General features: G+C 72.4%; 18 protein-coding genes. 10 read left to right on the top strand and 8 right to left on the bottom strand.

The window, feature by feature from the left end:
• Positions 1-163: 163 nt before the first annotated feature.
• The 4 genes from SSPS47_RS21760 to SSPS47_RS21745 all read right to left on the bottom strand — a co-directional run bounded on the left by SSPS47_RS21760 (position 164) and on the right by SSPS47_RS21745 (position 4,529).
• Positions 164-1,327, bottom strand: a complete 1,164-nt coding sequence (locus SSPS47_RS21760; protein WP_164252519.1) for a sensor domain-containing diguanylate cyclase — start codon at positions 1,325-1,327, stop codon at positions 164-166.
• 80 nt (positions 1,328-1,407) lie between these two features.
• Positions 1,408-2,220 carry an enoyl-CoA hydratase-related protein gene (locus tag SSPS47_RS21755; protein WP_164252518.1) on the bottom strand — a complete coding sequence of 271 codons (813 nt, stop codon included), beginning with the start codon at positions 2,218-2,220 and terminating at the stop codon, positions 1,408-1,410.
• A gap of 48 nt (positions 2,221-2,268) precedes the next feature.
• Complete coding sequence (locus tag SSPS47_RS21750) at positions 2,269-3,432, bottom strand: adenylate/guanylate cyclase domain-containing protein (protein WP_164252517.1); 1,164 nt, start codon at positions 3,430-3,432, stop codon at positions 2,269-2,271.
• Between the two features lie 242 nt (positions 3,433-3,674).
• The gene (locus SSPS47_RS21745) at positions 3,675-4,529 is read right to left on the bottom strand and encodes a biotin--[acetyl-CoA-carboxylase] ligase (RefSeq protein ID WP_164252516.1); all 855 of its coding nucleotides are present in this window, start codon (positions 4,527-4,529) and stop codon (positions 3,675-3,677) included.
• A gap of 196 nt (positions 4,530-4,725) precedes the next feature.
• Here SSPS47_RS21745 and SSPS47_RS21740 point away from each other — a divergent pair, with 196 nt between their 5' ends.
• From SSPS47_RS21740 to SSPS47_RS21730, 4 genes are all read left to right on the top strand, one after another.
• The gene (locus tag SSPS47_RS21740; protein ID WP_164252515.1) at positions 4,726-6,321 is read left to right on the top strand and encodes an acyl-CoA carboxylase subunit beta; all 1,596 of its coding nucleotides are present in this window, start codon (positions 4,726-4,728) and stop codon (positions 6,319-6,321) included.
• 17 nt (positions 6,322-6,338) lie between these two features.
• On the top strand, positions 6,339-6,545 hold the full coding sequence (locus SSPS47_RS21735; RefSeq protein WP_164252514.1) for an acyl-CoA carboxylase epsilon subunit: 207 nt from the start codon (positions 6,339-6,341) through the stop codon (positions 6,543-6,545).
• A gap of 74 nt (positions 6,546-6,619) precedes the next feature.
• Positions 6,620-6,748, top strand: coding sequence for a hypothetical protein (locus SSPS47_RS36020; protein ID WP_275405166.1), 129 nt, complete (start codon positions 6,620-6,622; stop codon positions 6,746-6,748).
• Positions 6,749-7,361: 613 nt separating this feature from the next.
• Entirely contained in the window at positions 7,362-7,967 is a 606-nt protein-coding gene (locus SSPS47_RS21730; protein ID WP_147874190.1) for a nucleoside triphosphate pyrophosphatase, read from the top strand.
• Between the two features lie 4 nt (positions 7,968-7,971).
• On the opposite strand, the gene SSPS47_RS21725 is transcribed toward SSPS47_RS21730, so the two are convergent.
• Positions 7,972-8,466, bottom strand: a complete 495-nt coding sequence (locus SSPS47_RS21725; protein ID WP_239065013.1) for a hypothetical protein — start codon at positions 8,464-8,466, stop codon at positions 7,972-7,974.
• Between the two features lie 339 nt (positions 8,467-8,805).
• Here SSPS47_RS21725 and SSPS47_RS21720 point away from each other — a divergent pair, with 339 nt between their 5' ends.
• Complete coding sequence (locus SSPS47_RS21720) at positions 8,806-10,560, top strand: biotin carboxylase N-terminal domain-containing protein (protein ID WP_164252513.1); 1,755 nt, start codon at positions 8,806-8,808, stop codon at positions 10,558-10,560.
• Positions 10,561-10,703: 143 nt separating this feature from the next.
• Positions 10,704-11,330, top strand: coding sequence for a TetR/AcrR family transcriptional regulator (locus SSPS47_RS21715; protein ID WP_164252512.1), 627 nt, complete (start codon positions 10,704-10,706; stop codon positions 11,328-11,330).
• A gap of 665 nt (positions 11,331-11,995) precedes the next feature.
• Here the strand turns inward: SSPS47_RS21715 and SSPS47_RS21710 are convergent.
• A complete protein-coding gene (locus tag SSPS47_RS21710) occupies positions 11,996-12,976 on the bottom strand; it encodes a DeoR/GlpR family DNA-binding transcription regulator (protein ID WP_164252511.1) in 981 nt (326 codons plus the stop codon).
• A gap of 130 nt (positions 12,977-13,106) precedes the next feature.
• On the bottom strand, positions 13,107-14,546 hold the full coding sequence (locus SSPS47_RS21705) for an NAD(P)H-quinone dehydrogenase (RefSeq protein WP_164252510.1): 1,440 nt from the start codon (positions 14,544-14,546) through the stop codon (positions 13,107-13,109).
• Positions 14,547-14,748: 202 nt separating this feature from the next.
• Between SSPS47_RS21705 and SSPS47_RS21700 the strand changes: the two genes are divergently transcribed.
• From SSPS47_RS21700 to SSPS47_RS21690, 3 genes are all read left to right on the top strand, one after another.
• On the top strand, positions 14,749-15,186 hold the full coding sequence (locus SSPS47_RS21700) for a gamma-glutamylcyclotransferase (protein ID WP_031229841.1): 438 nt from the start codon (positions 14,749-14,751) through the stop codon (positions 15,184-15,186).
• A 137-nt stretch (positions 15,187-15,323) separates the two neighbouring features.
• A complete protein-coding gene (locus SSPS47_RS21695; RefSeq protein ID WP_147874194.1) occupies positions 15,324-16,154 on the top strand; it encodes a purine-nucleoside phosphorylase in 831 nt (276 codons plus the stop codon).
• 47 nt (positions 16,155-16,201) lie between these two features.
• Positions 16,202-17,851, top strand: a complete 1,650-nt coding sequence (locus tag SSPS47_RS21690; RefSeq protein WP_164252509.1) for a phospho-sugar mutase — start codon at positions 16,202-16,204, stop codon at positions 17,849-17,851.
• A gap of 96 nt (positions 17,852-17,947) precedes the next feature.
• Here the strand turns inward: SSPS47_RS21690 and SSPS47_RS21685 are convergent, their stop codons facing one another.
• Positions 17,948-18,583 (bottom strand): PH domain-containing protein, encoded by a 636-nt coding sequence (locus SSPS47_RS21685; protein ID WP_147874196.1) that lies wholly within the window; start codon positions 18,581-18,583, stop codon positions 17,948-17,950.
• Between the two features lie 241 nt (positions 18,584-18,824).
• On the opposite strand from SSPS47_RS21685, the gene SSPS47_RS21680 reads away from it, so the two are divergent.
• Positions 18,825-21,728 (top strand): SpoIIE family protein phosphatase, encoded by a 2,904-nt coding sequence (locus SSPS47_RS21680; protein WP_239065011.1) that lies wholly within the window; start codon positions 18,825-18,827, stop codon positions 21,726-21,728.
• The last annotated feature ends 3 nt before the right edge of the window (positions 21,729-21,731 follow it).

Raw genomic sequence — 21,731 nt, 5'->3', positions numbered from 1 at the left:
CAACGTGTCACTAGGCGGGGTCGCCGTCCCCGGCGGGGGTGGCCCTGCGGGCCGGGCTCGGTTGGTGCGGGTCGGGGGCCGGGGGACGCTCAGGGGTCATGCCCGGACGGCGTGACCCCCGACCGGCACCCGACAACCGCAACCCCACCCCCGGAGGGACCCGTCACCCCGACCCCCTGGTCATGCCCCGGAACCGTCTCCGCTCCCCCGACGACACCCCCGACGGCGCCCGCGGCGGCTCGTCCGCCAGGCGGACCACCCCGCCGTCCCGACCCGCCACCACCGGCCCCACCGACCGCGCCGCCTTCGCCCGGTACTGCGCCGCGTCCGCGAGACGGAACAGCCGGCGGGCCGACGGCAGCGGCCCGATCGGGTCCCCCGTCGACGCGACCCCGCACGCCACCCCCTCGCCCAGCTCCAACTCCGCGGCCCGGCGGCACAGTTCGTCCGCGACCTCCACCACGGCGTCCGCCGGCGGTCCCACCGTCAGCAGACAGAACTCGTCGCCGCCGAGCCGCGCGGCGAGCGCCCCCGGCAGCCGCGCCCCGCACACGGAGAGCAGCGAGCCGAATCGTTCCAGCAGCCGGTCACCCACCGCGTGCCCGTGCGTGTCGTTCACCCGCTTGAGCCCGTTGAGGTCGCAGACGACCAGGCTGACCACCGCCCCGTCCCCGCGGTGCCGCGCGACCGCCTCGTCGAGGCGCGCGTCCACCGCGCGGCGGTTCGCCAGCCCCGTCAGCGGGTCCGTGAAGGCCAGCCGGCGGACCTCTTCGAGGCGCTCCGTCTGGGCGATCCCCGACGCCACGACCGAGGCGATGACGGTCGCGAAATCCGCGTCGTCGCGGCCGAAGACCCGCCCCCCGAGCGGCCTCGCCACGTACAGCTCCCCCCACGCCCGCCCGTGCAGGACGATCGGCGCCACCACGCAGCATCCCCGGCCGCGCCGGCGCAGCGCGGCGACCCGCTGGTGGCAGTAGCCGGGCCGACCGGTCGCGGTGGCCGGGCCGTCGACCGTCTCGACCCAGGCGTTGGGCTCGCCGCCGCCCGCCCACCGCTCGTGCAGGAACTCCGCGATCTCGGGGAACCGGTGCACGGGATACGACTCGTCCCCGGGGAACTCCTCCTCCCCCTCCGCCAGGTCCCCGGCGTTCACCAGGACCTTGAGCCGCCCCAGGTCCCGCTCCCACACGGACAGCGCGGCGAAGCTGCCGGCCAGCGCGTCGCGCGCGCCGAGCGCGGCGGCCCGCCAGGACTCGTTCGAGGTCTGCGCCGAGGCCATCGCCTGGGCAAGTTCCACCACGGCGCGTAGGCGCGCATCCTCTCCCATCACCCCACCTTAGGACGCTTCGGAATGATTTGATCACTCGGAGCGAGGAGTCGTCACACTCCGTACACAGAACCTGCGGACTACTCGCCCGGCCACTGCGGCTTCCGCTTCTCGTTGAACGCGGCGACACCCTCCGTACGGTCCCCGGAGAAGGCCACCGAACGCCACGCCGCGTCCTCGACCTCCAGACCGGCCCGCAGGTCCAGCCCGTGCCCCAGCCGCAGTGCGCGCTTCGCCGCCCGGAGTCCGACCGGCGAGTTCCCGGCGATACGGGAGGCCAGCGCCAGCGCCTCGTCACGGTCGGCCCCTTCGGCCGCCAGCTGGTCGACGAGGCCCAGCTCGTGCGCCTCGCGCGCCTCCAACCGCCGTGCGGTGAAGATGAGTTCGGCGGCGCGGGCCGCCCCGACGCGGCGCGGCAGCAGTTGCGTACCGCCGCCGCCGGGGATCACACCCACGGAGACCTCGGGCAGTCCGACGACCGCCGTCGGGTCGGCGACGATCAGGTCGCAGGAGAGCGCCAGCTCGAACCCGCCGCCGAGGGCGAAGCCGTGCACGGCCGCGATGGTCGGCATCGGGAGCTCCAGGACGCCGGTGTACGCGGCGCGGGCGGTGGGCCGCTGACGTACCAGCTCGGCGTCGCTCAGCGAGTTCCGCTCCTTGAGGTCCGCGCCCACGCAGAAGGCCCGCGCGTGGGTCGAGGTGAGGACGGTGACCCGTACCTCCCGGTCCGCGCCGAGCGCCGCGCAGGCCGCGCCGATGGAGCGTGCCATCTCCGTCGAGACCGCGTTCATGGCCTTGGGCCGGTCGAGCACCAGCTCGGCCACATGCCCGTGCCTGCGCACCGCGACGAACTCCCCGAACCGCTGATCACTCTCCGCGCCCACCGCACCCACCCGCTTCCCGGTTAACGATCGTTGACCGGGATCATAGGGCGCCGCCCGTCAGGCGTCGGGCTTGGGCCGCCTCGTCAGGAGCCAGGGCTCCACGACACCGAGCCCGCGCACCGGCCGCTGCCACATCGGCTGTATGGCGAAGCGGTACGACGGCGGCTCCTCGCCCGCCTTCTCGGCGGTCGCGGCCTCTTCCGCCGCCTCGGCCTCGGAGGCCGGGGTGTCGCCCGTCCGGATCAGCTCCTCCGCGAGCGCGCCGTCGACCAGGACGGCGTCCTTGGGAGCTATCGAGGTGAGCCGGCTCGCCAGATTCACGGTGTTGCCGAACACGTCGCCCATCCGGGTGGTGACGGTGCCGAACGCGATGCCGACGCGCAGCGCGGGCATCGACTCGTCGTGCGTCATGGTCTCGATGAGCCGCAGCGCGATCTCCGCGGCCGTACCCGCGTCGTCCGCCGCGTACAGGACCTCGTCGCCGAGGGTCTTGATGAGCCGGCCGCCGTGCGCGGCCACCAGGTCGGCGCAGGTCGTCTCGAACGCCTCGACCAGTTCGCCGAGCTCCTCCTCCTCCAGGCGGCGGGTCAGCCGGGTGAAACCGACGAGGTCGGCGAAGCCTACGGCGAGACGGCGGTCCACCATCTCCTCGTCGTCGGCGGCCTGGACGACACGTCCGGTCGCGGCGGCGAGCTGGCGCCGCCACACGTACACCAGGAACTCCTCCAGCTCCGGGAGCAACAGCTCGACCAGGGGATACGTGACCTCGGTCCGGGTCATCCCGGGCTCGGGCGGCTCCGTGAGCCCGGCGAGGAAGGAATCGATCTGCCACTCCGCCAGGCGGGCGGTGGTCTGTCCGGTCGACCGGGCGACCTGGATCGCCATCGGCTCGCTCAGCAGACCGGCCTCGACGAGACCGGCGAGCCGCCGCAGCGCCAGGACGTCGGCCTCGGTGAGGGCCCGTGCCTGGCCGATGTCCGCGAAGCCCATGGCCCGCCAGAAACGGGACGCGAGGTCCATCGAGACACCGGCGGTGCGGGCGGCCTGGAAGGGGGTGTAGCGGCGCTCGGCGCCGAGGATCAGCTGTTCGAGCCGGATGGCGAGGGGGTCGTCGGTGGGCTCGGCCGTGTGGTCGACGGCGTGGTGCGGGGTGGGGTGACCGGAGGAGTCCGACGGCGGCTTTTCGTCCCCACCACCGGAGGTCGTGTCGTCGACCCTCACCAGCCGCCTCCTGCCCGTTCCCTGCGCACTGCCCTGCCGATCTGTCGTGGGTCGCCTCAACGATACGGCAGGTCGGGGCTGTCGGGGCCGCCTTCGGACGCGGGCATTACGGCTGCTCGACCGGGGGTTCTCCGGGGTGCGGTCGCGCGGCGGCGGAGCGGGCGTTTCAAGCCGTCCGGCGATCGAGGACACCCGCCTGCCGGCCGGACCCGGCAGAACGAAGCACCGCGGCACCGGGCGCCCTATGCCGCACGCAGGTGCACCACGTCCCCCGCGCCCACGGCCTCCTGTCCGCCGCCCTCCGTCGCGATCACCAGCCGTCCGTCACCGTCGATCGCCACCGCGTCCCCCACCAGTTGCCGCTCCCCGGGCAGCTCGGCGCGCACCGGGCGGCCCAGCGTCGCGCAGCCCGCCGCGTACGCCTCCTGGAGTCCCGACGCCGCCGGGTCGCCCGCCGCGTCCCGCCACGTGCCGTACCAGTGCTCCACCCCGCGCAGCACCGCCCGCAGCAGCGGATCTCGGTCGACGGACACCGCGTTCGCGAGCGCGAGCGACCCCGCGCCGGGGACGGGCAGCTCCGATTCGGTGAGGCTGACGTTCAGGCCGATGCCGACGACCACCGCGTCGTCGGCCGCGCGCTCCGCGAGGATCCCGCCCGCCTTGCGTTCCTCGCCGCCGACCTTCACCAGCAGGTCGTTGGGCCACTTCAGCGCCGTGTCCACACCCGCCGCGCGCGCGACGGCCGTCGCCACCGCGACACCGGTCAGCAGCGGCAGCCATCCCCAGCGTTCGACGGGGACGTCCGGCCCCGGCCGCAGGAGTACGGAGAGGAACAGCCCTGACCGGGCGGGCGCCGACCACTTCCGGTCCATCCGCCCGCGCCCCCGCGTCTGCTCCTCGGCGACCAGCACCGCGCCCTCGGGGAGCTCGTCGGCGCGGGCGGCGAGGTCGGAGTTGGTGGAACCCGTCGCCGTGACGACGTCGAGCGAGGTCCACAGGCGGCCCGGCACGATCAGACCGCGCCGCAGCGCGGGGGTGTTCAGCGGGGGGCGTTCGAGATCGGTCCAGCGGCTGCCCGCGGCATTGTGCTCCGTCATGCGCGCCACCCTAGGGTCTGCGGTGCGGTCGGGCGCGGCGTGGCCGAACGCGGTGCGACCGGGCGGGCTCGCGGGCCGGGGCGGTGTGGCCAACGACGCACTGCCGATCGCCGGACCCGCCGATACGCTACGGATCAGTAGCCACACGCCGAGCCGCAGCAGACAGATCCGCAGACCCGCAGGGAGCCGCATCCCCATGTCCGAGCCGGAAATCGACCGCGGAACAGAGCACAGCCACACCACCGCGGGCAAGATCGCGGACCTCCAGCGCCGTATCGAGGAGGCCACGCACGCGGGCTCCGCGCGGGCGGTGGAGAAGCAGCACGCCAAAGGCAAGCTGACGGCCCGCGAGCGGGTCGAGCTGCTCCTCGACGAGGGGTCGTTCGTCGAGCTCGACGAGTTCGCCAGGCACCGGTCCACCAATTTCGGCATCGAGAAGAACCGCCCGTACGGAGACGGTGTCGTCACCGGTTACGGCACGGTCGACGGCCGCCCGGTCTGCGTCTACTCGCAGGACTTCACGATCTTCGGCGGTTCGCTCGGCGAGGTCTACGGCGAGAAGATCGTCAAGGTCATGGACTTCGCGCTGAAGACCGGCTGTCCGGTCATCGGCATCAACGACGGCGGCGGCGCCCGTATCCAGGAGGGCGTGGTCGCGCTCGGCCTGTTCGCCGAGATCTTCCGCCGCAACGTGCACGCGTCGGGTGTCGTCCCGCAGATCAGCCTCATCGTGGGTCCGTGCGCGGGCGGCGCCGTCTACTCCCCGGCGATCACCGACTTCACGGTGATGGTGGACCAGACCTCGCACATGTTCATCACCGGGCCCGACGTCATCAAGACGGTCACCGGCGAGGACGTCGGCTTCGAGGAGCTGGGCGGGGCGCGTACGCACAACACGACGTCAGGCGTCGCGCACCACCTGGCCGGTGACGAGAAGGACGCCGTCGAGTACGTGAAGTCGCTGCTGTCGTATCTGCCGTCGAACAACCTCTCCGAGCCGCCCGCCTTCCCGGAGGTGGCCGAACTCGACGCCACCGCCGAGGACTTGGAGCTGGACACGCTCATCCCGGACTCGGCGAACCAGCCGTACGACATGCACACCGCCATCGAGCACGTGCTGGACGACGCCGAATTCCTGGAGACGCAGGCGCTGTTCGCGCCGAACATCATCACCGGTTTCGGCCGGGTCGAGGGCTATCCGGTCGGCATCGTGGCCAACCAGCCGCTGCAGTTCGCGGGTTGTCTGGACATCGACGCGTCCGAGAAGGCGGCGCGGTTCGTCCGCACCTGCGACGCGTTCAACATCCCGGTCATCACGTTCGTGGACGTACCGGGCTTCCTGCCGGGTGTCGACCAGGAGTACGGCGGCATCATCCGGCGCGGCGCCAAGCTGATCTACGCGTACGCGGAGGCGACGGTCCCGCTGATCACCGTGATCACGCGCAAGGCGTTCGGCGGCGCGTACGACGTGATGGGCTCCAAGCACCTGGGCGCCGACCTCAATCTGGCCTGGCCGACGGCGCAGATCGCGGTGATGGGCGCGCAGGGCGCGGTCAACATCCTGCACCGGCGCACGATCGCCGCCGCCGAGGACCAGGACGCGACGCGGGCCGGTCTGATCGCGGAGTACGAGGACGCGCTGCTGAACCCGTACGTCGCGGCCGAACGCGGCTATGTCGACGCGATCATCCTGCCGTCCGAGACGCGGGCGCATCTGGTGAAGGGGCTGCGGCAGTTGCGTACGAAGCGGGAGAGCCTGCCCCCGAAGAAGCACGGCAACATCCCTCTGTAGGACGGCAGGAGGCCAAAATGATCAAGGTTGTACGAGGCAATCCGACCGCCGAGGAGCTGGCCGCCGCACTCGCGGTGGTCCGGGCCCGCGCGGCGGCCGGGGCCGAGCTGACGCCGGGCGCCGCGCCGCCCGCACCGGGGTGGTCGGACCCGGCCCGCGTCGCCCGCCGCGAGACCCGCCGCCCGGGGCCGCGGGCGTGGGCGCGTACGTACTGGCCGGGGTAGCGGATCGGTCGGGCGGGAGGCTTTGAGTACGGGTACTCAGGCGTCCCGCCCGCCACGCCCCCAGGATCGAAGGCATGCTCTGGTCCGATCCTGAGAACGAACCCCCCGAGGACATGCGGGACATGCAGGCGATGATGCGCCGCGCCGGCGTCGTCCTCGCACTGGCGATGATCCTGGCAATGCTGGCAGCCGGCATCCGCTAGCCCCACCCGCCGGCCTTCTTGCCCGGCCCGGCGGGCCTTCCCAAGCCCGTCCGGCAGGTCGCCCGGCTGCCTTCTCCAAGCCCATCCGCCGGGCTTCTTCACCCCTGCCCGGCCGACTTCTTCACCCCTGCCCGGCTGGCCTTTTCAAGCCGGTCCGGCAGGCTTCTTCGCCCACGTCCCGGTCGGCTTCTTTCCCCTGCCCGGACGGGCTTTTCAGCCCGTCCGGAGGGCCCGTTCAAACCGGTCCGGCGGGTTTCTCCACCTCCGACCGGCGGGCTTTCCCAAGCCCGTCCGGCAATTGAGGACACCACCCACCGCCCCGCACGCGCATCCCGCCCCCGCCCCGCGTGCCTTTTCAAGCCCGCCCGGCGGACTTTCAAGCCCGTCCGGCGATTGAGGACACCACCCACCGCCCCGCACGCGCATCCCGCCCCGCCCCGCCCGGACGGGCCTGTTCAAGCCCGTCCGGCGATTGAGGACACCACCCACCGGCACGTGCACACCGCAGCCCGCCCGGCTCGCATCTTGAGTCCGTCCGGCGATTGAGGACCGCCGTCCCTCCCGGACGCTCCCCCGGAATCCCGGCACCCCTCCGGTGGCTACCCTGCTCGTCATGACCGATCAGCGCCGCCGTCTCGTCCTCGCCTCCGCCTCCCCCGCCCGCCTCGGGCTGCTCAGGCAGGCGGGTCTCGCGCCCGAAGTGATCGTCAGCGGCGTGGACGAGGACGCGCTGTCCGCCGCCACACCCGCCGACCTGGCGCGGGTGCTCGCCGAGGCCAAGGCCGCGGCTGTCGCCGCCCGCCCGGAGGCCGCGGACGCGCTCGTCGTCGGCTGCGACTCGGTGCTTGAGCTGGACGGCGAGGCCCACGGCAAGCCCGCCGACGCCGAGGCGGCCACCGCGCGCTGGAAGGCGATGCGCGGCCGGTCGGGCGTGCTCCGGAGCGGGCACTGCGTGATCGACACGGCGACGGGGCGCAGCGTGTCGGAGACCGCCTCGACCACGGTCCGCTTCGGCGAGCCGACGGACGCGGAGATCGCCGCGTACGTCGCGACGGGTGAACCTCTGTACGTGGCGGGGGCGTTCACGCTGGACGGGCTCTCGGCGCCGTTCGTCGACTCGATCGACGGCAACCACGGGAACGTACTCGGGCTGTCGATGCCGCTGCTGCGCAAGCTCCTGTCGGAGCACGGCGTCGCGATCACCGATCTCTGGGGGTGAGCCCTCAGGCGGCGGAGGCCCCCGTCTCGGCGGGCCCGGCCGTCCCGGTCCCGGCTCCGGTCCCGGCCCCCGCTCCGGGGCTGCGCTCGCCGTCGTTCACCTGCTCGCCGTACGCGACCAGCGTCAGCACGAGCAGCGCCAGTACGACCATCATGAACAGGAACGCCGTCCAGCCCAGCAGACCCACCGCCAGCGCCCCGAGCACCGCGTGCAGGACGGCGCAGCTGATCAGGACGGGTCGCGCGACGCGGCCGAACCCGCGGTCGGTGAGCGCCGCACGCACCAGCAGGACCGCGCACACGACCAGGTAGAGGCCGAGGCCAACGCCCGCCGCCCAGGCCCCGTTGGACATGGCGTCAGGGTCCAGTCCGGCGAGTGACATCTGCTGGTTGTCCACGACGGTCGCCATCAGACCGTTGACGAAGACGAAGCCGACGGCCTCCGCGAGCAGCACGATCGCGGCCACCCATGCCACCGGTCTGCGCACCACGGCACCCACCCTCTTTCCCTGTTACCCGAAGTACGTACGGCACCGGGAAGGCTACTCACCGGTAAACCCCCGGACAAGAGCCCGGACAGAGGCAAAGAATCCGGCACGCGTTAGTTGGAACTCCACAAAGATTCGCGAGACGCGCCGGGGCGCTTTGACAGAGACCTTGGCCACATACGGCGATTACTGTGCGCCTATGCGTCCGGGCGTACCCTGGCGTCACAAGGGATTTCGCGACTTGAGCGGGCCTCGGGTCACACTCCGTGTGGGCAAGCTCACCATTGGGGACGGGTCGATCGGTCGTGTCGGCAGTCCCTAAACTCAGCTTGTTTCCAGGAGGGAGCCATCGTGCGCAAGGTGCTCATCGCCAATCGTGGCGAAATCGCTGTCCGTGTTGCTCGTGCGTGCCGGGACGCCGGGATCGGTTCGGTGGCTGTGTACGCCGATCCGGACCGGGACGCGTCGCATGTGCGGGCGGCCGACGAGGCGTTCGCGTTGGGTGGTGACACTCCCGCGGCCAGCTACCTCGACATGGCCAAGGTCCTCCAGGCGGCCAAGGACTCCGGCGCCGACGCGATCCACCCCGGCTACGGATTCCTGTCCGAGAACGCCGAGTTCGCCCAGGCGGTGCTGGACGCGGGACTGACCTGGATCGGGCCGCCGCCGCAGGCGATCCGCGATCTGGGTGACAAGGTCGCCGCGCGGCACATCGCCCAGCGCGCCGGCGCCCCGCTGGTCGCGGGCACCCCCGACCCGGTCTCGGGCGCCGAGGAAGTGGTCGCGTTCGCCCGCGAGCACGGTCTGCCCATCGCGATCAAGGCCGCGTTCGGCGGTGGCGGACGCGGGCTGAAGGTCGCGCGCACGCTGGAGGAGGTCCCCGAGCTGTACGACTCCGCCGTCCGTGAGGCGGTGGCGGCGTTCGGCCGCGGCGAGTGCTTCGTCGAGCGTTACCTCGACAAGCCCCGCCACGTGGAGACGCAGTGCCTGGCCGACACCCACGGCAACGTGGTCGTCGTGTCCACCCGCGACTGCTCCCTCCAGCGCCGCCACCAGAAGCTGGTGGAGGAGGCCCCGGCGCCGTTCCTCTCCCCGGCGCAGAACGAGAAGCTGTACGCCGCGTCGAAGGCGATCCTCAAGGAAGCCGGCTACGTCGGCGCCGGCACGGTCGAGTTCCTGGTCGGGACGGACGGCACGATCTCCTTCCTGGAGGTCAACACCCGCCTCCAGGTGGAGCATCCGGTCACCGAGGAGGTCACCGGCATCGACCTCGTCCGGGAGATGTTCCGCATCGCCGACGGCGAGGAGCTGGGCTACGACGACCCGCCGGTCCGCGGTCACTCGATCGAGTTCCGTATCAACGGCGAGGACCCCGGCCGCGGCTTCCTGCCCGCCCCCGGCACCGTCACCCTCTTCCGGCCCCCGACCGGCCCCGGTGTGCGGCTGGACGCGGGTGTGGAGAGCGGCTCGGTCATCGGCCCCGCCTGGGACTCGCTCCTGGCCAAGCTGATCATCACGGGCGCCACGCGTGAGCAGGCGCTCCAGCGCGCCGCGCGTGCGCTGGGCGAGTTCCAGGTCGAGGGCATGGCCACCGCCATCCCGTTCCACCGCGCGGTGGTGACCGACCCGGCCTTCACCGCCGATCCGTTCACCATCCACACCCGCTGGATCGAGACCGAGTTCGTCAACACCATCCCGGCCTTCGCCGCCCCCGCCGACGGGGACACGGAGGACGAGCCGGGCCGCGAGACGGTCGTCGTCGAGGTCGGCGGCAAGCGCCTGGAGGTCTCGCTGCCCTCCAGTCTCGGCATGAGCCTGGCCCGCACGGGCCTGGCCGCCGGCGCGCGTCCCAAGCGCCGCGCCACGAAGAAGGCCGGTTCGGCGGCGACCGGCGACACCCTCGCCTCGCCGATGCAGGGCACGATCGTGAAGGTGGCGGTCGAGGAGGGGCAGCAGGTCAGCGAGGGCGACCTCGTCGTCGTCCTTGAGGCCATGAAGATGGAGCAGCCGCTCAACGCCCACCGCTCGGGCACGATCAAGGGCCTGACCGCCGAGATCGGCGCCTCGCTCACCTCGGGCGCGACGATCTGCGAGATCAAGGACTGACCGTCCGCATACACCGACGGCCCCGCCGGGCTCAACCGGCGGGGCCGTCGGTGTATGCGGACGGATCGGGCCCGCGGTGGCATCCTGGGACGCACACCAGAACGGGCCCGTGGGCCCCACCCGTAGCGACAGGAAGGACGGCGATGGCGAGCAGCAGCGGCGCGCCGCCCCGGCCCATGCGGGCCGACGCGCGGCGTAACTACGAGCGGGTGCTCGGCGAGGCCCGTTCCGCGTTCGCCGAGCACGGCACCGACGCCTCGCTGGAGGATGTCGCGCGCCGCGCCAAAGTCGGCATCGGCACGCTGTACCGGCACTTCCCCACCCGGCACGCCCTGATGAACGCGGTCTTCCAGGAGGCGCTGGCCGATCTGCTCGACCGCTCGCGCGAACTCGCCGACGCCGACCGGCCCTGCCACGCGCTGGTGGCCTGGCTGCGCGCGCTGATCACTCACGCGGGTGAGTACCGCGGCCTTTCCCGCGCGCTCATGTCGGCGTCGCACGACGCGAGTTCGGCCCTGACGCAGTGCAGCTCGGGCCTCCGTACGGCGGGCGAGCTGCTGCTCGTACGGGCGCAGGAGAGCGGCGCGGTACGGGCGGACACCTCGATCGACGACCTGATGCAACTGACGAACGCGATCGCACTGGCCGCCGAACAGTCCCCGACGGACCCGGAACTGGCGGACCGCCTCCTGACACTGACCCTGACGGGCCTGAAGGGCCCCGCCGACCCCGCTGCCGCGCCGAACACGCCTGGTGAACGGGCACGTTGACCCTGCCGGGCCGGCGCACCGGGCGAACGCGGCGAAACCGCGGCCCCTGGCAAACCCGCCCGGTCGACGCGCCCGCGCCGAACACCCTTGGTGAACGGGCACGTTGGCCCTGCCGGGTGAGCGGACCGAGTGAGATCGCCCGGCGGGACCGGGCTCCCCGCCGATACGCAGGAGAGCAGGCACGGTGAAAGCCCGGCAAGCCGACCGGGCCGACGCACCGGGCGAGACCGCCGGACCTGGCGGCGCAGCACGCCGAAAAGCCTGCCCGGAGGGGCCCGTTCGCCGCACGGAGCGCGCTGGGCCGTGGCCACGCGCTCAAAGTCCTGTCCTCACACTGGCGTCTGGCTCACGACGCCTGGCACGCCCGCCGCGTTGTCGGACTCGCCCACGTACGCCCGGTACGGATGCGATCCTCCGTCTTGCGATCGCACGCACCGGACGCCGTGAGCCCCGCCCCGAGGGCGGACGACGCCAGTTCGAAGACAGACCTAGCGGCCCGGGCCCACCGCCGAGCGGCTGGTGTCACGTGGTGCCGTGCATCGCAAGGCGGAGGATCGGTGTTGTGGATGGACCGGCCGTACGCGGACGACTCCGACAACGCAGGGGGCACCTCCCGCGCCCCGAAGACCCGCAGGACAGGGCCCAGTGCGCCCCGGCCCGGGACGTCAGCGGTGGCGCAGGTCCGCCACCCGGGCGCGTTCGGCCGGTTGGTCGACCAGCATTCCCGTCGACGGCGACGCGCCGCGTCGCGTCTGGGGGCCCGCGCCGGCGCCCCCATGGGTGCGGCGCTGGCCCGGCAGTGGGGTGTCCCGTCGGGGCTGGCGCCCCGGCGGGGCGCCTTCACCACCGGGCCCCGAGCCCGCGGCCCCGCCCGCCACCGTGATCTGTACGCCCTGGTCGGCGAGCGCCTGGAGCTCGGTCGCCGCGCGGTCGTCGTGCGCGGGCGGGTCGTCGGTGACCAGCCGGGTGATCACATCCGTCGGCACCGTCTGGAACATCGTGTCGGTGCCCAGTTTGGTGTGGTCGGCGAGCACGACGACCTCCGCCGCCGCCTGTACCAGCGCCCGGTCGACGCTGGCCGAGAGCATGTTGGAGGTGGACAGGCCCCGCTCCGCGGTCAATCCGCTCCCGGACAGGAACGCGCGGGAGACCCGCAGCCCCTGGAGCGACTGCTCGGCACCGCTGCCGACCAGCGCGTAGTTGGAGCCGCGCAGGGTCCCGCCGGTCATGACGACTTCGACCCGGTTGGCATGGGCCAACGCCTGTGCGACCAGCAGGGAGTTGGTGACGACGGTCAGTCCGGGGATCCGCGCGAGCCGGCGGGCCAGCTCCTGCGTGGTCGTACCGGCACCGACCACCACGGCTTCGCCTTCTTCGACGAGGCTCGCGGCGAGATCGGCGATGGCCGTCTTCTCCGCCGTGGCGAGATGGGATTTTTGCGGAAAGCCGGATTCTCGCGTGAATCCGCCCGGCAGTACCGCACCGCCGTGCCGGCGGTCGAGGAGTCCTTCGGCCTCCAGCGCCCGCACGTCCCGACGTACGGTCACTTCGGAGGTCTGGACGACACGGGCGAGCTCACGGAGCGACACGGCTCCGTTGGCGCGCACCATTTCGAGGATTAACTGGCGACGTTCTGCAGCGAACACGAAACCGACAGTAACCTGGACGGCCGTCTGCTTTCAGCGGTTCGCCCCGAAATACGGAAGGTGAACATTCGAAGCGTCGCCAAGTGGTATGGGAGCGTGGGCCGATGCCCACGCACGCCCATGACCTGCGTCAACCCTCGTCGTCGCTCTTACGGCTGTGCAACTGCCGCGCCACCTCGGCGATCGAGCCCGACAGAGAGGGGTACACAGTGAATGCGTTTGCGATCTGTTCGACGGTCATATTGTTGTCGACCGCGATCGAGATGGGATGAATCAGCTCGCTGGCGCGCGGCGCGACGACGACGCCGCCGACGACGATCCCGGTGCCCGGCCGGCAGAGGATCTTGACGAAACCGTCCCTGATGCCCTGCATCTTGGCCCGCGGGTTGCGCAGCAGCGGCAGCTTGACGACCCGCGCGTCGATCTTCCCGCTGTCGACGTCCGACTGGCTGTAGCCGACGGTCGCGATCTCCGGGTCGGTGAAGACGTTGGACGAGACGGTCTTGAGGTTGAGCGGGGCCACCGCGTCGCCGAGGAAGTGGTACATCGCGATGCGGCCCTGCATCGCGGCGACCGAGGCGAGCGCGAAGATGCCGGTCACGTCGCCCGCCGCGTAGACGCCGGGCGCGGACGTACGCGACACCCGGTCGGTCCAGATGTGGCCCGAGTCCTTGACGCGGACCCCCGCCTCCTCCAGGCCCATGCCCTCGGCGTTGGGGATCGCGCCGACGGCCATCAGACAGTGCGTGCCGGAGATGACCCGGCCGTCGGCGAGCGTCACCTCGACGCGGTCGCCGACGCGCTTGGCGGACGAGGCGCGGCAGCGCGACATCACGTTCATGCCGCGGCGCCGGAAGACGTCCTCCAGTACGGCGGCGGCGTCCGGGTCCTCGCCGGGCAGCACCCGGTCGCGCGAGGAGACGAGCGTGACGTGGGAGCCGAGCGCCTGGTAGGCCCCGGCGAACTCGGCGCCGGTGACGCCGGAGCCGACCACGATCAGTTCCTCGGGCAGCTCCGTGAGGTCGTACACCTGCGTCCAGTTGAGGATGCGCTCGCCGTCGGGGAGCGCGTCGGGGATCTCGCGCGGGTGCGCGCCCGTCGCGATCAGCACGGCGTCGGCGGTCAGCGACTCCTCCGAGCCGTCGGCCGAGGTCACGATCACCCGGCGGGAGCCGTCGGTGGCCTGCCGGCCGTCGAGCCGGCCCCGGCCGCGCAGCACGCGGGCGCCGGCCCGGGTGACGGAGGCGGTGATGTCGTGGGACTGGGCGAGCGCGAGGCGCTTCACCCGCCGGTTGACCTTGCCGAGGTCCACGCCGACCACACGGGCGGCCTGTTCGAGCGGCGGGGTGTCGTCGGCGACGATGATGCCCAGCTCCTCGTAGGAGGAGTCGAAGGTGGTCATCACCTCGGCCGTCGCGATGAGGGTCTTGGACGGTACGCAGTCGGTGAGCACCGAGGCCCCGCCGAGGCCGTCACAGTCCACGACGCTCACCTCGGCGCCGAGCTGTGCGGCCACCAGGGCCGCCTCGTATCCGCCGGGTCCGCCGCCGATGATCACGATCCGGGTCACGAAAAAGTCCGCCTACCGTTGTCGACCCGACCCGTCTGCCGTCCCGGCCGGGAGTCCGGGGAGCCCCCGGAGGATGCAGTACGTACGCCATTGTCCCGCACTCTTCGAGTTGCTTCGCCCCGGGTCCCTCCCCGCCGGTGACGCACGGCCCGCGCCCGTGTGATTCACCGTGCACGCGCGTCCCTCCCGTACCCTCGTCCCCATGTCGCTCTACGCCGCGTACGCCGGCAACCTCGACGCGCGGCTGATGTCCCGCCGCGCCCCGCACTCCCCGCTGCGCGGCACCGGCTGGCTCAACGGCTGGCGGCTCACCTTCGGCGGGGAGCAGATGGGCTGGGAGGGTGCGCTGGTCACCCTTGTGGAGGCGCCCCGTTCCCAGGTCTTCGTGGCGCTGTACGACATCGCCCCGATGGACGAGGACTCGATGGACCGCTGGGAGGGTGTCGGCCTCGACATATACCGGCGGATGCGGGTGCGCGTGGACACGCTGGACGGCAAGGAGCCGGCCTGGCTGTACGTCCTGAACGGGTACGAGGGCGGGCTGCCCTCCGCGCGCTATCTCGGCGAGCTGGCGGAGGCGGCGGAATCGGCCGGGGCGCCGCACGACTATGTGATGGAACTGCGAAAGCGCGCGTGCTGAACGGGCACCCGACCCGCACGCACAGGCCCTGACAGGCGCCTGACCCGGGCGTTCGTCGAAAACGACAACACAACGATCCGAAGACCGTATGCTCGATCATCTACGCGCGTAGGGCCTGAGCGGTTACCCTCTTCCGCGTGAACGCATCTGTTATCCCGGCCACGGCCGACGGATCCGCCGACCCTCACGCCGCCGCCTCCGCCGCCGCGGTGCGCCTGCGCGAACTCACCGGCGCCGAGACCCATGACGTCGCCCTGGTGATGGGCTCCGGCTGGGCACCCGCCGTCGACGCGCTGGGAGCACCCGAGGCCGAGTTCCCGGTGACCGAACTGCCGGGCTTCCCCCCGCCGGTCGTCGCCGGGCACGGCGGGACGATCCGCTCCTACGCGATCGCCGAGAAGCGCGCGCTGGTCTTCCTGGGCCGTACGCACTACTACGAGGGCCGCGGCGTCGCGGCCGTCGCCCACGGTGTCCGTACGGCGGTCGCCGCCGGCTGCAAGACCGTCGTCCTGACGAACGGCTGCGGCGGGCTGCGCGAGGGCATGCGCCCGGGGCAGCCGGTGCTGATCAGCGACCACATCAATCTGACGGCGGCCTCACCGATCGTCGGCGCGAACTTCGTGGACCTCACGGACCTCTACTCGCCCCGGCTGCGCGCGCTGTGCAAGGAGGTGGACCCCGCTCTGGAGGAGGGCGTGTACGTCCAGTTCCCCGGCCCGCACTACGAGACGCCCGCCGAGATCAACATGGTCCGGGTGCTGGGTGGCGACCTCGTCGGCATGTCCACCGTGCTGGAGGCCATCGCGGCGCGCGAGGCGGGCGCCGAGGTGCTCGGCATCTCGCTGGTGACGAACCTGGCGGCCGGCCTGTCGGGCGAACCGCTCAACCACGAAGAGGTCCTCCAGGCGGGCCGGGACTCGGCCACGCAGATGGGTGCCCTGCTGGCACAGGTGCTCGAACGCATCTGAGAGCTTGTCGTGTGACCTCCGAGCGGGCCCAGGAAGGGAAACCCACAGTGCAGCAGGACCTCATCGCGCGGGCCGAGGCGTGGCTCGCCGAGGACCCGGACGCCGACACCCGGCGCGAGTTGCGGGAGCTGGTCGGCTCCGGTGACCTGGACTCGCTCGCCGAACGGTTCAGCGGCACGCTCCAGTTCGGCACGGCCGGACTCCGCGGCGAGCTGGGCGCCGGGCCGATGCGGATGAACCGGTCGGTGGTCATCCGCGCCGCCGCCGGTCTCGCGGCGTACCTCAAGGCCACCGGTCAGGGCGGCGGTCTCGTCGTCATCGGCTACGACGCCCGCCACAAATCAGCCGACTTCGCGCGTGACACCGCCGCGGTGATGACCGGGGCCGGGCTGCGCGCCGCCGTACTGCCGCGTCCGCTGCCCACGCCCCTGCTCGCGTTCGCCGTACGGCACCTCGGGGCCGTGGCCGGGGTGGAGGTCACCGCGAGCCACAACCCGCCGCGGGACAACGGCTACAAGGTCTACCTCGGCGACGGCTCCCAGATCGTGCCGCCCATGGACGGCGAGATCGCGGCCGGGATCGACGCCGTCGGGCCCCTGGACTCGGTGCCCCGCCCCGACGACGGCTGGGAGATCCTCGGCGACGAGGTGCTCGCCGCGTATCTGGAGCGCACGGACGCCGTGCTGAGCGCCGGATCCCCCCGTACGGCGCGCGTGGTACACACGGCGCTGCACGGGGTCGGTACGCAGACGCTGAACGCCGCTTTCGCGCGGGCCGGCTTCCCCGCGCCCGTACCGGTGGCCGAACAGGCCGAGCCCGACCCGGACTTCCCCACCGTCGCCTTCCCGAACCCGGAGGAGCCGGGCGCGATGGACCTGGCCTTCGCCACGGCCCGCCGCGCCGCCCCCGACATCGTCATCGCCAACGACCCGGACGCCGACCGCTGCGCGGTGGCCGTCCCGGACGCGGACGCCGAGAGCGGCTGGCGGATGCTGCGCGGCGACGAGGTGGGCGCGCTGCTGGCCGCACACCTGGTGAACAAGGGCGCGACGGGTGTGTTCGCGGAGTCGATCGTGTCGTCGTCGCTGCTCGGGCGGATCGCGGAGGCGGCGGGGGTCGGTTACGAGGAGACGCTCACCGGCTTCAAGTGGATCGCCCGCGTCGAGGGCCTGCGCTACGGCTACGAGGAAGCGCTCGGCTACTGCGTCGATCCCGACGGCGTACGCGACAAGGACGGCATCACGGCGGCGCTGCTCGTCGCGGAGCTGGCGTCGGAGCTGAAGGAGCAGGGCCGGGGCCTCGCGGACCTCCTGGACGACCTGGCGCTCGCGCACGGCCTCCACGCGACGGACCAGCTGTCGGCGCGTGTGAAGGACCTGTCACTGATCGCGCGGGCGATGGACCGTCTGCGTGACGACCCGCCGACGGTCCTCGCGGGTCTGACGGTCACGTCGTCGGAGGACCTCTCGGCGGGCGCGTCGGGCCTGCCGCCGACGGACGGCCTGCGCTACCACCTGGACGGGGCGTACCGGGCCCGGGTGATCGTCCGCCCGAGCGGTACGGAACCGAAGCTCAAGTGCTACCTGGAGGCCGTGATCCCGGTCCGCACCGCGGCGGACCTGCCGTCGGCGCGCACCGTCGGCACGGAGCTGCTGACGTCCCTCAAGCGTGATCTGGCGGAGGCGGCGGGCATCTGAAGCCCTGCCCTCGATCGCCGGACGGGCTTCTCCGCCCGTCCGGCGATCGAGGACGGACCGGCCATCGGGCGGACCCCGGTGCGAACCGACCCGCGTTCACCCCGTCGCGAGCAGCACCAGCATTACCACCAGCCCCGCCAGCGCCGGTGCGATCACCTCGTACGCCCACCGCACCTGCGGCTCCCCCCGCGCGGTGTCCCGCGACGCGCAGCGCTCCGCCTGCTCTCGCAGCCCCGCGACCGTGTGATCCGCGTCCGCCGCCCGCGCGAGCGAGTCGGTCACGTCGACGTTCACCGACGTCCTGCCGTGCGGGTCGTCGTGCGCGCGCTGCGACTGCCGGCGCGCGGCGCGCTTGCGCCTGCGGAGCGAGACGGGCACCGCCCACAGCTGGTACTTCGCGCCGTCCTTGGTGAACACCTCGCTCGAATAGCTGGCCCGTACATCGGCCACGGACGCCCACGGCAGGAGGATCGTGCGGAACGGGTTCCGGATCCGCAGCCGGTCGTCATTGGCGAACACCGCGGGCCGCATGGTGAAGGCCACCACGAGCGGCACGGCGAGCAGCAGGGCCGCGAGCGCGAGCCACGGCGTCCTGCCGTGGCCCCGGACCAGCGCGTCGATCCCGACCCAGGCGCCGAGCGCGAGCAGCAGCACACCGCCCGCGATACCGGCGGGCGACCGGAAGACGCGCTCTGCGTAGGCCGGCTCGGGGGACTGATCGGGACTCGTCATGCTTTCGATTCTGCCGTACGCGCCGGGAGTCCCGGAGCCGGCCACGGCCCGGACCGGGACCGGTCTCCACGCCGCTCCCTCGCCCCGGACCCGGCGCCGAGAGACAATGGGCGGGACGGGCCGGTGGAAGGAACCCGGTCGATTGGCGGGCGAGTGCATGACCGTGAACCCACGAAACGAACAAGGTCCGCGGCCGACAGCGGCACGATCGGCGACAGATCGTCTGCGCATACTCGCCGCGGTGGGTGACGACGTCTCCGAAACGGAGGCGCTGCGCTGCGCGCTGCACCACGCGGTCGGCGGCCTCGGCGGACCGGGCGGGATGGTGCACCTGCGGAGCCTGTGGCAGGACAAGGGGCTTCATCTGATGCTCACCGACGGCCTGCCGCCGGCCGGTACGAAGCGCTGGCAGGACCTGTCCGGGAAGGACTCGACGGTCCCGGCCCGCGCCGCCCGGAGCGGCGAGTACGCGTGGAGCCCGGCGCCCGCTTTCGCCGACCGGCCCTCCGGTCGCGGCCGGGCGGCGGCGGGGCCGCCCGCTTCGGAGTACCCCGCGCCCCCCGAGGACGCGGCTCCGGGCGTGCTCGCCTCCTGCGGCCTGGCCTCCGTACCACTGCTCGCGCCGACCGGACCGCTCGGTCTGATGGGCGTGCTCTCCGTACTGACGCCCACGGGCGAGGAGCCGACCGCCGAACAGCGTGCCTTCCTTGAGGAGGTGGCCCGCGGGGCGGCCGGGCATCTGGCCCGCTCTCTCGCGGCCCCGCGCGGCTCGAACCCCGAGCTGTGGCCGGAGCCGCCGGACGGCTCCCGTCTCCAGCAGGCCCTCAAGGCCGTCCGGGTGGGCGCCTGGGACTGGAACATCCGGACGGGTGAGCTGGACTGGGACGAGGCGGCGATGACGGTGCTCGGCATCGATCCGACCACGTTCGACCACCGGATCGAGACATGGCTCGGTCTGGTCCATCCCGAGGATCTGCCCTGGGTGATGCTCGACACCGACGAGGCGATCCGCACCCGGAGCGTGTACGGCGTCGAGTACCGCGTGTGCCGCCCCGACGGGACGTTCGGCTGGGCCCAGGCACGCGCCCGGGTCATCCTCGGCGAGGACGGGGAACCCCACCACATGGTCGGCACCGTGTGGGACACGACGCAGACCCATGTCGCCCGGGAACACGTGGACCACGCGCTGCGGCACATGAGCGACGGATTCCTCGCGGTCGACACCGACTGGCGGATCACTTTCACCAATATCGAGGCCCAGCGCGCACTCGGCTCCTCGCACGAACTCCTCGGCCGTGTCCTGTGGGACATCCCCTTCGCCCGCGAGCCCGGTCTGGAGGACCTCTGCCGGCAGGCCGTCGCGAATCACCGGCCGGTCGGTCTCGACGTACTGTCACCGGCCAACCAGCGCTGGTACCACCTGCGTCTGGTCCCCGTGCCGGGAGGTCTGACCGTCTACCTCACCGACGTCACGGAGAAGCGGGCGCGCGAGGCGGAGCGCCTGGCCACGGACCGGGCCGCCACCGAACGGGCCGCCCGCATCGCCGAGTTGACCACGGCGCTCGCGGAGGCGCTCACCACCGACGACGTGGTGAAGGCCGTCGCCCAGCACGTCATGCAGCCGTTCCGCGCCACCGGTCTGGTCGTGGTGGCCTTCGAGGGCGATCTCACGCGGCTGGTCGGCTCCGTCGGATACCCGGCCGCGGACCTCGAAACGATCCTCTCGTTCCCGCTCACCACGGCCACACCCGTGTCGGACGTGCTCGGCACCCGTGCCCCCCTGTTCATCTCCTCCCTGGCGGAGATGAAGATGCGCTATCCCGCTCTGGCCGACGTCCCCGCCAACGGACGTCAGGCATGGGCCTTCCTGCCGCTGATCGCCTCGGGGCGGTCCACGGGCTGCTGCGTCATCTCCTTCGACATCGCCCGGCTGCTCGGCGACGAGGAGCGCACCCTGCTCGTCGCGCTCAGCGGGCTCCTCGCGCAGGCCCTGGAGCGGGCCCGGCTGTACGACTCCGAGCACCTGCGGGCCAAGGAACTCCAGCGCGGTCTGCTCCCCCGGCACCTGCCCTCGCCGCCCGCGGCCACCGCCGCCGCCCGCTATCTGCCCTCCGACCGGCGCCTGGACGTCGGGGGTGACTGGTACGACCTGATACCGCTGTCGGCCGAGCGGGTCGCCCTCGTCATCGGTGACGTGATGGGGCACGGTCTGTCCGAGGCGGCGACGATGGGACGGCTGCGGACGGCCGTACGTACGCTCGCGGACCTCGAACTGCCGCCCGACGAGATCCTCAGCCAGCTCAACGGCATCGTCAGTGACCTCGGGGACGACTTCTACGCGACCTGCCTCTACGCCGTGTACGACCCCACCACCCACACCTGCGTGTTCGCGAGCGCCGGCCATCTCCCGCCGGTCGTCGTCCACCCCGACCACACGGCGCGCGTTCCGGAGATCTCCGCCAACCCGCCTCTCGGCGCCGCGGTTCCGCCCTTCGACACCGTCGAGCTGGCGGTGCCCGACGGCGGCCTGCTGGCCCTGTTCACCGACGGACTGGTGGAAGCCGCCGGCCGGGACATCGAGGCCGGTACGCGGGAGCTGACCCGGGTGCTCACCGCCGCCCTGCGCGCCGACGGGGACCTGAGCCTGGACCAGCTGTGCGACACCGTCGTCTCCGCGCTGCTGCCCGCCGGGGAGCAGACCGCGGACGACGCCGTGCTGTTCATCGCCAGGCTGCGCAGGCTGGCCGCCGAGGACATCGCCTCCTGGCCGCTGCCGCAGGATCCGGTCGCCGCTGGCCAGGCGCGGGAGCACATCCGTACCCAGCTCGACGCCTGGGACCTCGACGACCTCGCCATGACCACGGAGCTGCTCGCCAGTGAGCTGGTCAGCAATGTCATACGGCACGCGCGGGGCCCGGTGCGGCTGCGGCTGCTGCGTGGCCGGACCCTGGTGTGCGAGGTCTCGGACGGCAGTCTGACCACACCGCACGTCCGACGGGCCTCCGCCACCGACGAGAGCGGACGGGGACTGCAACTGGTGTCCGCCCTCGCGCAGCGCTGGGGCGCCCGCTACACCGCGTCGGGCAAGTCCATCTGGACCGAGCAGCCGCTGCCCGTTCCCCCGGCGACGGCGCCGACTCCATGATCG

The organism is Streptomyces sp. S4.7 (assembly GCF_010384365.1).
Taxonomy (GTDB): domain Bacteria; phylum Actinomycetota; class Actinomycetes; order Streptomycetales; family Streptomycetaceae; genus Streptomyces.
The sequence above is the reverse complement of the archived record's forward strand: the minus strand, read 5'-3'. Positions and strand labels throughout refer to the sequence as shown.

Coding starts and splice junctions, on each gene's coding strand:
- SSPS47_RS21715 (WP_164252512.1), top strand. CDS start 10,704: ATGGCGAGCAGCAGCGGCGCGCCGCCCCGGCCCATGCGGGCCGACGCG.
- SSPS47_RS21745 (WP_164252516.1), bottom strand. CDS start 4,529: ATGACGGAGCACAATGCCGCGGGCAGCCGCTGGACCGATCTCGAACGC.
- SSPS47_RS21685 (WP_147874196.1), bottom strand. CDS start 18,583: ATGACGAGTCCCGATCAGTCCCCCGAGCCGGCCTACGCAGAGCGCGTC.
- SSPS47_RS21760 (WP_164252519.1), bottom strand. CDS start 1,327: ATGGGAGAGGATGCGCGCCTACGCGCCGTGGTGGAACTTGCCCAGGCG.
- SSPS47_RS36020 (WP_275405166.1), top strand. CDS start 6,620: ATGCTCTGGTCCGATCCTGAGAACGAACCCCCCGAGGACATGCGGGAC.
- SSPS47_RS21700 (WP_031229841.1), top strand. CDS start 14,749: ATGTCGCTCTACGCCGCGTACGCCGGCAACCTCGACGCGCGGCTGATG.
- SSPS47_RS21735 (WP_164252514.1), top strand. CDS start 6,339: ATGATCAAGGTTGTACGAGGCAATCCGACCGCCGAGGAGCTGGCCGCC.
- SSPS47_RS21740 (WP_164252515.1), top strand. CDS start 4,726: ATGTCCGAGCCGGAAATCGACCGCGGAACAGAGCACAGCCACACCACC.
- SSPS47_RS21730 (WP_147874190.1), top strand. CDS start 7,362: ATGACCGATCAGCGCCGCCGTCTCGTCCTCGCCTCCGCCTCCCCCGCC.